The sequence below is a fragment of the Lachnoanaerobaculum sp. MSX33 genome (assembly GCF_000512995.1).
GTDB lineage: Bacteria > Bacillota > Clostridia > Lachnospirales > Lachnospiraceae > Lachnoanaerobaculum.
Genome location: NZ_AZXX01000092.1, coordinates 46,571 through 60,925, shown reverse-complemented (window position 1 = coordinate 60,925; position 14,355 = coordinate 46,571). Strand labels below are relative to the sequence as shown.

Here is a 14,355-nt window from a genome sequence, read left to right as displayed (position 1 = left end):
AAATATAATATAATTATTTTATAAAAAAGGGAGTAAAGTAATGTATTCATTTGAATGGGATGATAATAAAAATACTATAAATAAAGCAAAACATGGTATTAGTTTTGAAGAGGCGAAAACAGTATTTTATGACGAAGAGGCACTTGTAGAATATTATGATCTACATTCAGATGTGGAAGAAAGATTTCGTATCCTAGGATGTAGTAATATAGGAAATATTTTAGTTGTTGTTCATTGTATTCGGAAAGAGTCGGTTATAATAATAATATCTTCAAGAAAAGCGACTTCATACGAAAGAAAAAATTATGAGAGGAGTATTTTATCATGAGTGAATCTATGAGAGATGAATTTCTTGAAAAGGAATTTGATTTTAGTAAAGCTATAAAAAATCCATACATTAAAGAGCTTAAGAAGCAGGTAACTATTAAGATATCGCCAACAGTTATAGATTATTTTAAAGAAGAAGCTGTAGAAACAGGTATTCCGTATCAAACATTGATTAACTTATATTTGACAGAGTGTGTAAAAGAGAAGAAGAAACTTGATATCAGTTGGAAATAGTTGTTTGATTTTATATCATTATAAAAATCTAAAATTTTGACAACTGAGCCGCTATATTAGAATCCCTTTTAAACGGTCAAAATATTATTAGCATAATTCTGCTGCTATAGATTCACTAAGGAGTAAATCATGGACAAAAATATAAATAAATTTATATATGACAGACACGCCAATATCATTTTCAGCCTAAATGGTAGCAGAGTAAAGGGAATCAAATTCCATAATAAAATGCTTACTCTAAAGGTTGATTCATTATTTCAATATGTAAACAACGAAGAAGTAGAACACAAGGGTGAAGTCTGTTTTATAGATTGTGATTTAAGGCTTTGCAGTGTGTTGATTTTTAATAAAACATTAGGTAAAGGTCATTTTATCGGAGATGCTATTTCTTTAGAGGAATTTATGGATGTTCATAAAAATTGTGAGTTTGAGATTATTACAGAAGGCTACTTTGGAAATTCAACTACTTACTCAGGATGGCTTTGGGAAGAAGGGAAAAACCCTGTATCCGCTATTATGTATATTTGGAATAGCGGGGATATGGAGTATTGTGTTGATGAGGAATTTTAATTATTTAATTTTAAGTATTTCAATTGTATAAAATTAGGTGTATAATAATATAAAATCAAATTGAAAGGAAGTAAAGCTTATGAAGGCTAATTATGATATAGTTGTTATCGGTTTCGGTAAAGCAGGAAAGACTCTTGCTGCGAAGTTTAGTAAATCCGGTAAAAGTGTTGCTTTAATTGAGAAAGATAAAAATATGTATGGAGGTACCTGCATTAATGTAGGTTGTATTCCTTCAAAAAGACTTATAACAGATGCATTAAAAACTCCAAAAGGAGAGTTTGAGGAAAAAGCACAGCATTATAAGGAGACAGTTGCTGAAAAGAAGAAACTTACAGCCGCTCTTAATAAGGCAAATTACGATAAGATAGCAAGCACAGGTGTGGAGATAATTGACGGAACGGCGTCATTTAAGGATAATCACCATATTATTGTTTCAACTAAAGACGGAAATATGGAAATTGAGGCTGAGAAGTTTATTATCAATACAGGTTCTGTTACTGTAATACCGAAGATTGAAGGAGTCGACAGTAAAGGCGTATATACATCAGAGTCTATTATGAATCTTGAGGAGTTACCGAAAAGACTTACTATTGTAGGTGGCGGTTATATAGGACTGGAGTTTGCATCTATGTATGCAGATTTCGGAAGCAAGGTAACGGTAGTACAAGACGGTGATGAATTCTTACCTAGAGAAGACGAGGATATTGCAAAGGCAATCCGTGAAGTATTGGAAGCGAAATCTGTAGAGATAGTTACAGGTGCAAAGGTGACCAAAGCCGAAGAAGGCAAATTATATTATGAGGTTGCAGGAGAGGCAAAGACTTTGGAATCTGATGCAATTTTACTTGCTGTAGGTCGTAGACCGAATACTGACGGCCTTGGATGCGAAAATGCAGGGGTTAAGCTCACCGACAGAGGTGGTGTAGTTACCGATGAGCATTTAAAGACAAGTGCAGATAATATCTGGGCGGCAGGTGATGTTTGCGGTAAGCTTCAGTTTACATATATTTCACTTGATGACAGTAGAATCATATGGGATGAAATAATGGGAGAAGATAAGAGAACTACAGAAAATAGAGGAGCTTTCTCTTATTCCGTATTTATCAACCCTCCGTTTTCAAGAGTGGGAATGAGTGAAAAGGATGCAAAGGCTGCAGGAGTGGAATACAAAGTTCTAAGCCTTAGTGCAAATGCTATTCCGAAGGCTAAGGTCTTAAGAAAGACTGACGGACTGTTAAAAGCTTTGGTTACAGCTGACGGCACAATATTGGGTGCAGAGCTTTTCTGTGAAGAGTCTTATGAGATGATTAACTTTATAAAGCTGGCAATGGATCATGGTATTAAAGCAAAGGACATTGCAAACTTTATATTTACACATCCTACAATGTCAGAGAGTCTAAACGACTTATTTGCAATGTAATATAATAAAACGGTATCAAGTAGACATTTTTGTTACTTGCTACCGTTTTTTATTTAAAAATCTTGATTTTAATAAAATCTTATGATAACCTTTAACAAGCACATAGATTTTATGCTTTGCATAGGAAGTCGGGTGAAAATCCCGCACAGGGACGCTACTGTAATAATTAAAAGACTCTTTTGCCACTGTTTTATAAATGGGAAGGCCGAGTCGTCTAATAATTTTTTATTAGAATTTAAGTCAGGATACATCTATGTAATATATACTTATTTTTATAAGTAATGAGCGGTTTTACGATCCCATAAGCCTTCATCTATAATGATTTATTGTTTTAGGACACCATTTTACTTGTTTTATGACTTTTTTATGTTTACTTGTATTTTGATTTTCTAAAAATGTGGTTAATTTATTTATATTAGCTGCTTACAAGGGATCAACAGGTTTATTTAGAGCGGAACCTGCTATCTCATGTAGGCAGCTTTTTTTGAGGAAAATTATATGGCACATCAACATGGCGGATATTTCTCAATAGATTTATACGCTTTTAAATCAAAGCTTAGAAGTATCAATCCGGAGTTTAAACTTATATCTGCTTTATTAACTCTTATTTTAACAATAATATTCAATAATATTTTTGTATCAGGATATGTACTGTTTTTACTGTTTTTTATAAGTGTAAATCTTGGAGGAATGGATTTTAAAGAATATATTTCAATACTTTTTACGCCTCTAAGCTTTATTATCTTGGCGAGTATAGGAATTGCCTTGGGGATTTCATCTGAATATATGGGAGAATTCCATATAAAGATAGGTGTTTTCTATATTTATACTTCAAAGGATCAGCTGATTGAAACTGCCAAACTGATTATTAAAGTTTTAGCATGTGTAAGTGTTATGCAAGGGTTGATTCTTTCGACCATGCCATATGAAATAATTAATGCTCTAAGAAAACTTCATGTTCTGAAACTTATAATTGAGCTTATGAATCTTATATACAGATTTATTTTTATACTTATTGAAAGCTATTCCAATATGAAAAACTCCGCAATGTCCAGGATGGGATATTATAATTTTAAGACCTCAATCTCTACATTCGGAAATATAGCAAGCAATATTTTAGTAGTATCGTTAAAAAAGGCAAATGCTTACTATACCGCAATGGAAGCCAGATGCTTTGACGGTGATTTGAATTTTCTTGAGGATAAGAAGAGCTTGAATAAGTTTTATTTTTTGTTTGTTTTTATAAGCATTTTATTTATGTTTGTTATATGGCTTTTTACATCAGGAATCAATATTTAACAGTATATATCAGAATGGGGAATGTTATATGAATAAAGTTATCTTAAGGGCAGAAAACCTCCACTATTCATACACAAAAGAACATAAGGTTTTAAAAGGTGTTTCTTTAGATGTATATGAAGGTGAAAAACTCGCAATTCTTGGAGCCAACGGATCGGGAAAGTCTACTTTCTTTTTGAATATAAACGGTGTTTTAAAGCCTGAAAGTGGAGCACTGTATTACAGAGATAAACTTATAAATAAATCTTCGGTAAAAGAGCTTAGAAAAAATGTTGGAATTGTTTTTCAAGACGCCGATAATCAAATAATTGCCTCAACTGTAAGAGCGGAGGTAAGCTTCGGGCCTATGAATCTTGGCTTAAGCAGGGATGAGGTTGAAAAAAGAGTTAAAAATTCTTTGAATTATATGGATATTATGCATCTTATAGACAGGCCGCCACATTATTTAAGCGGTGGTGAGAAAAAAAGAGTAAGCATAGCGGATATCATAGCAATGGATTCCGAAATAATAATATTTGATGAACCGACAGCTTCACTTGATCCGCAAAATATATCTATTTTTGAAGATGTCTTGGACAAATTAAGTGTGGACGGAAAGACTTTGGTGATTTCCACTCATGATTTGGAGTTTGCTTTTCGCTGGGCTGACAGAATAGTGGTATTTTGTGAAGGCAATATAATAGCTGATTCAGACCCGGTCACAGTACTCAGTGATGAAGCGGTTTTAAGAAAGGCTAATCTTAAAAAGCCTATACTTTTGGAAGTTTTTGAATCACTTGTAGAAAACAAGGTACTAAAGTCAGGAGATAAACCTGCAAGAAATATAGATGAGTTTAAAAAGATGTTTATTCCTCAAGACTAAAGCTTGAGTTAATAAAAAATATTTTTTAGGAGGATTTCATGAGAAAACAAGAGAAAATTTTGATGACATTGGCAATAATGTTTGCGTTCAGTTTTGCACTGCCGTTTACAGCCAATGCCATGCACATTATGGAGGGGTACTTACCTGTAGGACATGTAATAGCCTGGAGTATTATTTCGTTGCCGTTTTTAATTGCAGGTTATATGTCAATTAAAAAGACCGTGGCTAAGGACAGGAAGGCAATTACACTTTTGGCAATGTCTGGTGCTTTTGTGTTTGTACTTTCATCACTTAAGATTCCTTCAGTAACGGGATCTTGCTCACATATGACCGGTACAGGACTTGCGGCTATTTTATTCGGACCAAGTGCTGTAAGTATTCTTGGTATTATAGTACTTATTTTCCAGGCACTGCTTTTGGCACATGGAGGCTTTACCACACTTGGAGCAAATACTTTTTCAATGGCAATTGCCGGACCTTTTGTATCATTTATAGTTTATAAGATTTGTAAAAAATCAAAGGTAAATGACAATGTTTCTATTTTTCTTGCCGCATTTATAGGTGATTTACTTACCTATGTCGTAACGGCGTTCCAGCTTGCATTTGCATATCCTATGAAAGAAGGTGGAGTTATGGCTTCTGCAGGCAAGTTCTTGTTGGTATTTGCACCTACACAGGTACCGCTTGCGATAATAGAAGGTATGCTTACAGTTATTATAGTAATCGGACTTAAGACATATGCACAACCGGAGCTTAAGGAAATCGGATTTATTGAGGGAGGTAGTAATTAATGTCAAAGAATAAAAAAATTGTTATAAGTCTGCTTGTAATAGTTGTACTGATGGCTGTTGTACCTTTGTTTATGTTAAAGAATGCCGAGTTCGGAGGCTCTGATGATGCCGGAAGTGAAGTTGTATCGGAGATACAGGGCGGAGAATATGAGCCTTGGTTTAATCCTATTATAGAAACCGCACTGGGAAAGGAACTTCCGGGTGAGGTTGAAAGCCTGCTTTTTTGTGTTCAGACCGGTATAGGTGTAGGAATAATTGCATTCTATATGGGAAGGCTTGTGGAAAGGAAAAAACACGAAGATAAAAGCAAAGAATAATACAGATAACAGAATGATTTGAAAAAGTTCTTGCAATTTTTTAAAAAAGTATTATTATATATACAGCAAACAACATAGTTCGTTGTGAATGATTTACATATTTAGGATAGAATGCTCAAAGTGGAGTCTTAGAGTAGTTCTATCCTTTTTCATTACGATCTATGTATATTAAAGCAATAAAGAAAGGATTTGCCCGGTTGATTAATTTAGCTGATGGCTGGTGAGAAAATGATAAGAATAGGTATTTTGGGATATGGTAACCTTGGAAGAGGAATTGAGTGTGCTATCAAACATACAAAGGACATGAAGCTTGTCGCAGTATTTACAAGAAGAGATCCTTCAAGTGTAAAGATTCTTACATCTGATGCTAAAGTTGAAAATATTGAAAATGTTTTGGAATATCAAGATAAAATTGATGTAATGATACTTTGCGGAGGAAGTGCTACAGACTTACCTAAGCAAACCCCTGAGTATGCTAAGTATTTCAATGTTGTTGACAGCTTTGATACTCATGCAAATATTCCTGAGCATTTTGAAAAGGTCGATGATGCCGCAAAGGTAAGTCATCATTTCGGACTTATATCTGCAGGATGGGATCCGGGTATGTTTTCATTAAACAGAGTTTATGCAAATGCCGTTCTTCCTACAGGGGCAGATTATACTTTCTGGGGTAAGGGTGTAAGTCAGGGACATTCAGATGCCATAAGAAGAATTGAAGGCGTTGTTGATGCAAGACAGTATACAGTTCCTGTTGAGGCCGCACTTGAATCTGTAAGAAGCGGCAGCAATCCTGAACTTTCTACAAGACAGAAGCATACAAGAGAATGCTATGTGGTTGCAAAGGAAGGTGCGAATAAGGCAAAAATTGAAAATGAAATAAAGACAATGCCGAATTACTTCGCGGATTATGATACAACAGTACACTTTATTTCTATGGAAGAGATGAAGAAAAATCATTCAAAACTTCCACATGGAGGATTTGTTATAAGAACAGGTAAGACCGGTTGGGATAATGAGAACAATCATGTGATTGAGTACAGTTTAAAACTTGATTCAAATCCTGAGTTCACAGCGTCTGTAATTGTTGCATATTCAAGAGCTGTATATCGTATGCATAAAGAAGGTAAAATAGGAGCTCATACAGTATTTGATGTTCCACCTGCATATCTTCTTGATATGTCTGCCGAAGAGATGAGAGCACATCTTTTATAAAGTAATAAGTGATAAATTTTCCCTATAGGTTGATTATGTATCAACTTATAGGGATTTTTTATATTATTAAGCATAACTAACGGTTAAGGTTTATAACGTATATTTGTGAAAAATTGTCATATATTATAAACGGGTTAGGGATTACTAACAAAATAATATAATGATATAATAGCAAGCATTAAGAAATATATAAAATTTTTAATATATTTTTATATTTAAATTTATAAAGTTAAGCACTAATTTATAAATAAAGTTAGTACTTTTATTTTTTATACCAAAAATCGGAAAATATGTTGAAATCAATTCATAAATTGAGGAGGGAGGTGACAATATTTTCAAATGTATTCCGTTAATATAAATTATAAATTGGGGGAAAAATTGTGATTAATAAAATAAATAAAGCATATTTATTATTGCTTGCCGTTGTAATGACGGTATTTTTTGGAAACTTCAGTTCTTTTGCCGCAGTTACGGCAGGTAATTGGGAACTGATTGATGGAAATTGGAAGTTTTATGATGAAAGTCATAATGAAGTCAGAGGTTGGATTAATACCGAAAACGGTTCATATTATATAGATCCTGACAACGGTATGATGGTAACAGGATGGAAGAATATTGAAGATAAATGGTATTATTTTAATTCCGTACCTTCCAATCCTAAGTTTGGAGAAATGCTGAGAGGATGGCAGTATATTGACGGTGAATATTATTATCTTGATTCGGTATCACCTAAAAGACTGCAAAGAAACAGCGGTAATTCCGGAGGAAGTTCTCACAGTACTAAAGGCGGTTCAAAAAGCTCCGACACTAAAAAGATAGTGCCTGTACAACCTGACAAAAAGACAGAGAAAGTAAATCCTGAGACAGGAAAGGAAGATATTAAAGGGAATTTACCTGAAAAATATGGAACAGGTAATACCTGACAAGGCGGTAGAGCCTGAAATTCCTAAGAATAAAGATATAAATAAGCCTGAAGATAAGGTCTATACTACTAAAAAGGAAAATAATGATACAGCATCAGAATCTGAAAAAAAGAATGAAAAAGAGCAGACAGGAAATGATGATACGGTAGTAATAAGACCTGATAACAGCGGCGAGCTTGTAGACGGGAATGGTATGGAACAGCTACATGGAGCAGATACAGTATTCAGAGAGGTCCTAATGTAGTTAAGGTAACTATTAAGGACGGTAAAATAGAAAAAGTTGATTCGGTCGTTTATACTGATGATGATAAGCAGGCCGGTTCTTATGAAATAAAGAGAGACCGTATTTTAAAGATGTTGGAAGGACTTAACAGTACCAAGGAGATTGCAAAGCAACTTCAAAACAGTACAGGAGAGGCCTACGATGCGGTAAGCGGTGCAACGGAAACTGCAAAAGGACATGTAAGTGCTGTAGAAAATGCACTTGAAAGGTCAAGAAAGTTTAAAAAAGAGGGTAAGAAATCAGATATAGATTATATTGAGTTTGTAAAGAGACCTGATGGAGTTGCAAAGGGTAAGACTCTTGATTTAACACATACGGTATTAAGACTTCATATGTCAGGCGAGACAAAGGATATAAACTTTGACGAGTTTGTAAACTATGGAATAGTTGCAGATCCGGCAAACGGCACAGAACTTCCAAAAGAAGGTGAGTTCAGACGTGTTACATTCAGACAGAATGCGGCTCTTATTAAGCTTGAAACTGATATACAGACTGAAAAGAAGATAACAAAAAAATATGCGAGTCATATTTTGATTAATTATGAGTCCGGAGAAACAAAGAAAATAGAACTGAGCAATGACGAGTACCGTTACAAGATTGAGGCTGCAGGCAAAATCGTAGGTATGTCTATTTTTGACGGAGAATATAAACTTACGGATGGTGTATATGACAGCCATATTTCACAGTGGCAGTTTAATTTGAAGAATATAAGTCATGAGGGTTATAATTTCTGGGGATTTGAAACCTATGCCGTAGTAGTTGATTCTTCCAAGGATTCTTCAGAAATTGCTTTTTTTGAAATAATATCAGATAATGTAAAGAAAAACTTCTATGTAGGAGATGTACTGAATTTAGATGAGATTGCCATAAAGGCTGTAACTAAGAACGGAAATAATAAGACATTTACTACATTCGAAGTTGTAAGGGAAAATAAGTTCAATTTCAGCCCTGACAATAAGTATATCTTTACAACTGCGGATATCGGCACAAAAAAGATAAGTGTAAGCCGTGAGATAGACGGAAAGACTGTAACAGAAAACTTTGATGTAAATGTTTCGGATCCGCATAATGATGCTCCTGCCAAGGTTGAGATTTACGATAAAGATAAGCTTGTAGTAACAAAAAACATCGGTTTTGAAGAGTTTACAAACAATAGTGGCTATATGAGATTTTTCAATACTGAAATACCGAAAAAATATGAGGGCAAATGGGATAAGGACACATTTATTGTAAAAGTATATAACGCATCAGGTAATCTTTTAAATATTAACGTAAAAAAAAGAAATTTAACTTTCAATATTGAATTACCTGATTATATGGCTCTCCATGGTAGTGGCGGTTATATTATGTTTTCTTTTAAATATGTAGACAATGAGCCTAAAACGGAATCTAAAACAGAGGCTGTAGATATAATTTCAGAAAACACCCCTTCTGCTGTAGAGCTTTATGACGGAAGTGAACTGCTAAAAAAGGAGACTATAACAAAAGAACAGTTTGAAAACAGCAATGCACATTATATGATATACAATGTGATGATTCCAAAGAAATATGAAAACTGGACAAAGTCTACATTCACTGTAAAAGTATTGAACTCAAAGGGTGGTGAAATTGAAAATACTATTACCAAGAGTGATAATACGCTTGGCATAAATCTTACTAAATATAAGAGTCCACGTTATGGTAAAGGTTATGTGGTACTAAGGCTTAAATATAAGGATGTGGAAAAAACTGATGACAAAACACCTGAAATAGTTACAAAGACCGTCACCGCAAGTGCTCCGGTAGATTTATATGATTATGATGCCAGAGTAAAAGTCGTTTACAATGTAAAAACAGGTCAAATAATAAGTGTGGAAGATGATGAAACATATTCAGGTTCAAATCAGCCTTTCTGGAGAAAAGCTCAGAAAATATTTGAAAAACTTGCAGGAAAGAAAAAATCGGAAGTTGACGGTGTGGATGCTATAAGTCGTGCCACTCTTTCATCGGATGCTATTAAAGAGGCTGTTAAAAAAGCTCTTTCAGAGTAGATTTTTTAGCTGCAAATAGAATTTGGCCATTGACATTGCCTGCCTGTTTTGGTATTATTTTTGGGTAGTAACGCCTATACATGAGATTTGGATACTCCAACCTTTTCTTATGTATACGGTAAGATTTTTTAAAGGAGAAATAATATGATTACAAAAGAGAAAAAGACAGCTATCATGGAAGAGTATGCAAGAAAAGCAGGCGATACAGGTTCGCCTGAGGTTCAGGTAGCAGTTCTTACAGCAAGAATCACTGAGTTAACAGAGCATTTAAAGGCAAATCCTAAGGATCATCACTCAAGAAGAGGTCTTTTAAAGATGGTTGGTAAGAGAAGAAACCTTTTACAGTATCTTAAGAATAAGGATCTTGAGGGTTATCGTGCACTTATAGAGAAGCTTGGACTTAGAAAATAATAAAAGTCTTTGGTGGAGAGTTTTTCTCCACCTTTTTTATAATTAATAATATGGCTTGTTGCCGAAGCTAGTGATAAGCACTAAAGCATTGTTTTAGTTTTTATCACTAGTTCATATTTTTATGTTTCAAGAAGAAATCTTCTCGAATATCGGCAAGCCAAAAGGAGATGAAATGAGTAAGGAATTTAAAAGTTATTCAATGGAACTTGCAGGTCGTACTCTCAGAGTTGATATCGGGAGAGTGGCTGCACAGGCTAACGGTGCCGCATTTATGCACTATGGCGATACAACGGTTTTATCTACAGCTACAGCATCGGATAAGCCAAGAGACGGTATTGATTTCTTCCCTCTTTCGGTAGAATATGAGGAGAAGATGTATGCGGTAGGTAAAATGCCGGGAGGATTTAATAAGAGAGAAGGAAAGGCAAGTGAAAATGCTATACTTACTTCAAGAGTTATAGACAGACCTATGAGACCGCTTTTTCCTAAGGATTACAGAAACGATGTTACATTAAACAATCTTGTAATGTCTGTAGATCCCGATTGTTCACCTGAGCTTACAGCTATGCTCGGTTCTGCAATAGCAACAGCTATTTCAGATATACCTTTTGACGGACCTTGTGCTACTACACAGATCGGTATGGTAGGCGGTTTCTTTGTTGTAAACCCTAATGAAGAGCAGATGGCAGTATCGGATCTTAAGCTTACGGTAGCATCTACAAGAGATAAGGTAATAATGATTGAAGCGGGTGCAAACGAGATACCTGATGAGAAGATGATTGAGGCTATATATAAGGCCGATTCCGTAAATAAGGAGATTATTGCATTTATCGATAAGATTGTGGCGGAAGTAGGTAAGGAAAAACATTCTTACACAGCATTTGTCATTCCTGAGGAGCTTACAGCAGCTATTAAGGAAATCGTACCTCCACAGGAGATGGAAGTAGCGGTTTTCACAGATGAAAAGCAGGTTAGAGAAGAAAATATAAAGGCAATCACACAAAGACTTGAAGAGGCATTTGCAGACAAGGAAGAGTGGTTACCTTTACTTGGTGAGGCTATTTACCAGTATCAGAAGAAGACTGTAAGAAAGATGATTCTAAAGGATCAGAAGAGACCTGACGGCAGGGCCATGAATCAGATTCGTACACTTGCGGCTGAGACGGATATTATACCGAGAGTACACGGTTCAGCTATGTTTACAAGAGGACAGACTCAGATTTGTAATATAGTTACACTTGCACCTTTAGCAGAGGCACAAAAGATTGACGGACTTAATCTTTTGGAAACTACAAAGAGATATATTCACCAGTACAATTTCCCTTCATATTCTGTAGGTGAGACAAGACCTTCAAGAGGTCCGGGAAGAAGAGAAATAGGACATGGTGCATTGGCTGAGCGTGCACTTATACCTGTACTTCCTACTCCTGAGGAGTTCCCATATGCTATAAGATCCGTATCAGAGACTTTTGAGTCAAACGGTTCAACTTCTATGGCATCTACATGTTCTTCATGTATGGCGCTTATGGCTGCAGGAGTACCGATAAAGAAGATGGTGGCAGGTATATCATGCGGTCTTGTAACAGGCGATTCTGATGATGACTATGTTCTTCTTACAGATATTCAGGGACTTGAAGATTTCTTCGGAGATATGGACTTTAAGGTAACAGGAACCGATGCGGGTATTACAGCTATTCAGATGGATATCAAGATTCACGGACTTACAAAGGATATTGTAAAGGGTGCTATTGCAAGATGCCATGAAGCAAGAGATTTCATTATGGATACATGTATGAAGCCATGTATATCTGAGCCTAGAAAAGAACTCAGTCCATATGCACCTAAGATTTCACAGATTCAGATTAATCCTACAAAGATCGGTGATGTTGTAGGTAAGCAGGGCAAGACCATCAATAAGATTATTGAGGATACAGGAGTAAAAATCGACATAAGCGAAGAAGGACTTGTTTCTGTTGCAGGTACGGATCAGGCTATGATTGATAAAGCTATTGATATAATCAGAGGTATAACAATAGAAATTGAAACCGGAATGATTATGAGAGGTACGGTTGTTCGTATGCTTGAGTTCGGCGCTTTTGTAGAGCTTGCACCGGGTAAGGACGGTATGGTTCATATTTCAAAGCTTTCAGACAAGAGAGTGGAGAAAGTTGAAGATGTTGTAAAAATAGGAGATGAGGTTACTGTAAAGGTAGTTAAGGTTGACCCTGTAAAGGGAAGAATCGATCTTTCCATGAAGACTTCAGACCTTGAATAAAAATATTTTTTTGCAGAGAAAGGTGGGACTATGGAAGAGAATGTAAAAGAAGTATTATTTGATCTTGTATCACGAAAACAGTTCCGACAATTAAAAGATGAGCTCTGCGAGATGAATGAGTTTGATATTGCATCCTTCTTAGAGGAGCTTGATTCCGAAAAGCAGATTATTATTTTCAGAATGCTTCCTAAGGAGCTTGCAAGTGATGTATTTGCTTGTTTAGAGGTAGAGACTCAGGAACATATAATAAACAGTATTACAGATAAAGAGCTGGCATATATTATTGAAGAATTATATGTGGATGACGCTGTAGATATGCTTGAAGAACTTCCGGCAACCGTTGTAAAGAGAGTTTTACAAAATGCCGCTCCAAGTACAAGATTACAGATAAACGAATTTCTTAAGTATCCTGAAAATTCGGCAGGATCTATTATGACTGCCGAGTATATCGGACTTAAGAAGACTATGACTGTGCAGGAGGCTTTTGCCTATATCAGAAAACATGGTTATGATAAGGAAACCATATACACCTGCTATGTTATGGATGCCAAGCGAATGCTTGAAGGTGTGGTAACAGTCAAAGATCTTTTAATGAATGACTATGAAGTCAAAATTGAAGATATAATGGATACAAATGTTATCAAAGCCGTAACTACAGATGATAAAGAAGAGATTGCGGATTTATTCAATAAATACGATTTGTTATCTTTGCCGGTTGTCGACCATGAAAACCGACTTGTAGGTATTGTTACAATTGACGATGCTGTGGATGTTATGGAAGAAGAGGCGACAGAGGACTTTGAGAAGATGGCGGCTATGCTTCCGTCCGAGAAGCCTTACTTAAAAACAAGCGTATTGGAGCTTGCAAAGAACAGAATCACATGGCTTTTGGTACTCATGATAAGTTCAATGCTTACAGGTGGTATACTTACAAGATATGAGGATGCATTCCAGGTAATGCCGCTGCTTGTTTCATTTGTTCCAATGCTTACGGATACCGGAGGTAATGCAGGTTCACAGTCTTCTACCATGATTATCCGTGGTATGACTATTGGTGAAGTTGCTAGTTCGGATATATTTAAAGTTATATGGAAAGAGGCAAGGGTATCTGTTATTGTCGGTTTGATACTCGGTCTTGTAAACTTTATAAGACTTATTATTCAGTATCCGGGACAGCCTCTTGTAGCACTTACAGTTGTTTTGGCATTATTTGCCACAGTATTTTTAGCTAAAGTTATAGGTGGAATACTTCCTATACTTGCAAAGAGACTGAAGCTCGACCCGGCTATTATGGCGGCTCCGCTTATTACAACAATAGTTGATGCGGTGTCTTTGGTTATTTACTTCCAGATTGCTGTAGAGCTTTTACATATCAAATAAATATGAATATTTTCTTAGGCT

Annotated in this window: 15 protein-coding genes and 1 riboswitch; all 15 genes read left to right on the top strand. The window is 35.5% G+C overall.

Annotated features, from left to right (window positions below; all coding sequences use genetic code 11):
- Positions 1 to 40: 40 nt before the first annotated feature.
- The 15 genes from HMPREF1495_RS11695 (at position 41) to mgtE (ending at position 14,334) form a co-directional block, all read left to right on the top strand.
- Positions 41 to 328, top strand: coding sequence for a BrnT family toxin (locus HMPREF1495_RS11695; protein ID WP_034215046.1), 288 nt, complete (start codon positions 41 to 43; stop codon positions 326 to 328).
- Positions 325 to 561 (top strand): BrnA antitoxin family protein, encoded by a 237-nt coding sequence (locus HMPREF1495_RS11690; RefSeq protein ID WP_007592102.1) that lies wholly within the window; start codon positions 325 to 327, stop codon positions 559 to 561. The genes HMPREF1495_RS11695 and HMPREF1495_RS11690 overlap by 4 nt, the downstream gene beginning before the upstream one ends.
- A gap of 129 nt (positions 562 to 690) precedes the next feature.
- Positions 691 to 1,131: a hypothetical protein gene (locus HMPREF1495_RS11685; RefSeq protein ID WP_034215044.1), complete on the top strand. Its 441-nt coding sequence runs from the start codon at positions 691 to 693 to the stop codon at positions 1,129 to 1,131.
- Between the two features lie 79 nt (positions 1,132 to 1,210).
- The gene (locus tag HMPREF1495_RS11680) at positions 1,211 to 2,551 is read left to right on the top strand and encodes an FAD-dependent oxidoreductase (RefSeq protein ID WP_034215041.1); all 1,341 of its coding nucleotides are present in this window, start codon (positions 1,211 to 1,213) and stop codon (positions 2,549 to 2,551) included.
- A gap of 87 nt (positions 2,552 to 2,638) precedes the next feature.
- Positions 2,639 to 2,820, top strand: a riboswitch (cobalamin riboswitch).
- A gap of 229 nt (positions 2,821 to 3,049) precedes the next feature.
- Positions 3,050 to 3,850 carry a cobalt ECF transporter T component CbiQ gene (cbiQ, locus tag HMPREF1495_RS11675; protein ID WP_034215039.1) on the top strand — a complete coding sequence of 267 codons (801 nt, stop codon included), beginning with the start codon at positions 3,050 to 3,052 and terminating at the stop codon, positions 3,848 to 3,850.
- 28 nt (positions 3,851 to 3,878) lie between these two features.
- Positions 3,879 to 4,712, top strand: a complete 834-nt coding sequence (locus HMPREF1495_RS11670) for an energy-coupling factor ABC transporter ATP-binding protein (protein ID WP_034215036.1) — start codon at positions 3,879 to 3,881, stop codon at positions 4,710 to 4,712.
- 38 nt (positions 4,713 to 4,750) lie between these two features.
- Positions 4,751 to 5,503, top strand: coding sequence for an energy-coupling factor ABC transporter permease (locus HMPREF1495_RS11665; protein ID WP_034215034.1), 753 nt, complete (start codon positions 4,751 to 4,753; stop codon positions 5,501 to 5,503).
- The gene (locus HMPREF1495_RS11660) at positions 5,503 to 5,820 is read left to right on the top strand and encodes an energy-coupling factor ABC transporter substrate-binding protein (RefSeq protein ID WP_007592086.1); all 318 of its coding nucleotides are present in this window, start codon (positions 5,503 to 5,505) and stop codon (positions 5,818 to 5,820) included. The genes HMPREF1495_RS11665 and HMPREF1495_RS11660 overlap by 1 nt, the downstream gene beginning before the upstream one ends.
- Positions 5,821 to 6,048: 228 nt before the next feature.
- Entirely contained in the window at positions 6,049 to 7,032 is a 984-nt protein-coding gene (locus HMPREF1495_RS11655; protein ID WP_034215031.1) for a diaminopimelate dehydrogenase, read from the top strand.
- Positions 7,033 to 7,412: 380 nt separating this feature from the next.
- A complete protein-coding gene (locus HMPREF1495_RS11650) occupies positions 7,413 to 7,955 on the top strand; it encodes a hypothetical protein (RefSeq protein ID WP_034215030.1) in 543 nt (180 codons plus the stop codon).
- On the top strand, positions 7,936 to 8,199 hold the full coding sequence (locus tag HMPREF1495_RS13480; protein WP_051402833.1) for a hypothetical protein: 264 nt from the start codon (positions 7,936 to 7,938) through the stop codon (positions 8,197 to 8,199). The genes HMPREF1495_RS11650 and HMPREF1495_RS13480 overlap by 20 nt, the downstream gene beginning before the upstream one ends.
- Entirely contained in the window at positions 8,178 to 10,268 is a 2,091-nt protein-coding gene (locus HMPREF1495_RS11645) for an FMN-binding protein (protein WP_330368740.1), read from the top strand. Before HMPREF1495_RS13480 ends, HMPREF1495_RS11645 begins: the two co-directional genes overlap by 22 nt.
- A gap of 144 nt (positions 10,269 to 10,412) precedes the next feature.
- Positions 10,413 to 10,679 (top strand): 30S ribosomal protein S15, encoded by a 267-nt coding sequence (gene rpsO / locus HMPREF1495_RS11640; protein ID WP_007592075.1) that lies wholly within the window; start codon positions 10,413 to 10,415, stop codon positions 10,677 to 10,679.
- Between the two features lie 172 nt (positions 10,680 to 10,851).
- Positions 10,852 to 12,954, top strand: coding sequence for a polyribonucleotide nucleotidyltransferase (locus HMPREF1495_RS11635; RefSeq protein WP_034215027.1), 2,103 nt, complete (start codon positions 10,852 to 10,854; stop codon positions 12,952 to 12,954).
- A gap of 30 nt (positions 12,955 to 12,984) precedes the next feature.
- On the top strand, positions 12,985 to 14,334 hold the full coding sequence (gene mgtE / locus HMPREF1495_RS11630) for a magnesium transporter (RefSeq protein WP_034215025.1): 1,350 nt from the start codon (positions 12,985 to 12,987) through the stop codon (positions 14,332 to 14,334).
- Positions 14,335 to 14,355 lie beyond the last annotated feature (21 nt).

Coding starts and splice junctions, on each gene's coding strand:
- HMPREF1495_RS13480 (WP_051402833.1), top strand. CDS start 7,936: ATGGAACAGGTAATACCTGACAAGGCGGTAGAGCCTGAAATTCCTAAG.
- cbiQ (WP_034215039.1), top strand. CDS start 3,050: ATGGCACATCAACATGGCGGATATTTCTCAATAGATTTATACGCTTTT.
- HMPREF1495_RS11680 (WP_034215041.1), top strand. CDS start 1,211: ATGAAGGCTAATTATGATATAGTTGTTATCGGTTTCGGTAAAGCAGGA.
- HMPREF1495_RS11660 (WP_007592086.1), top strand. CDS start 5,503: ATGTCAAAGAATAAAAAAATTGTTATAAGTCTGCTTGTAATAGTTGTA.
- HMPREF1495_RS11665 (WP_034215034.1), top strand. CDS start 4,751: ATGAGAAAACAAGAGAAAATTTTGATGACATTGGCAATAATGTTTGCG.
- HMPREF1495_RS11690 (WP_007592102.1), top strand. CDS start 325: ATGAGTGAATCTATGAGAGATGAATTTCTTGAAAAGGAATTTGATTTT.
- HMPREF1495_RS11695 (WP_034215046.1), top strand. CDS start 41: ATGTATTCATTTGAATGGGATGATAATAAAAATACTATAAATAAAGCA.
- HMPREF1495_RS11635 (WP_034215027.1), top strand. CDS start 10,852: ATGAGTAAGGAATTTAAAAGTTATTCAATGGAACTTGCAGGTCGTACT.
- HMPREF1495_RS11655 (WP_034215031.1), top strand. CDS start 6,049: ATGATAAGAATAGGTATTTTGGGATATGGTAACCTTGGAAGAGGAATT.
- HMPREF1495_RS11670 (WP_034215036.1), top strand. CDS start 3,879: ATGAATAAAGTTATCTTAAGGGCAGAAAACCTCCACTATTCATACACA.
- HMPREF1495_RS11685 (WP_034215044.1), top strand. CDS start 691: ATGGACAAAAATATAAATAAATTTATATATGACAGACACGCCAATATC.
- mgtE (WP_034215025.1), top strand. CDS start 12,985: ATGGAAGAGAATGTAAAAGAAGTATTATTTGATCTTGTATCACGAAAA.
- rpsO (WP_007592075.1), top strand. CDS start 10,413: ATGATTACAAAAGAGAAAAAGACAGCTATCATGGAAGAGTATGCAAGA.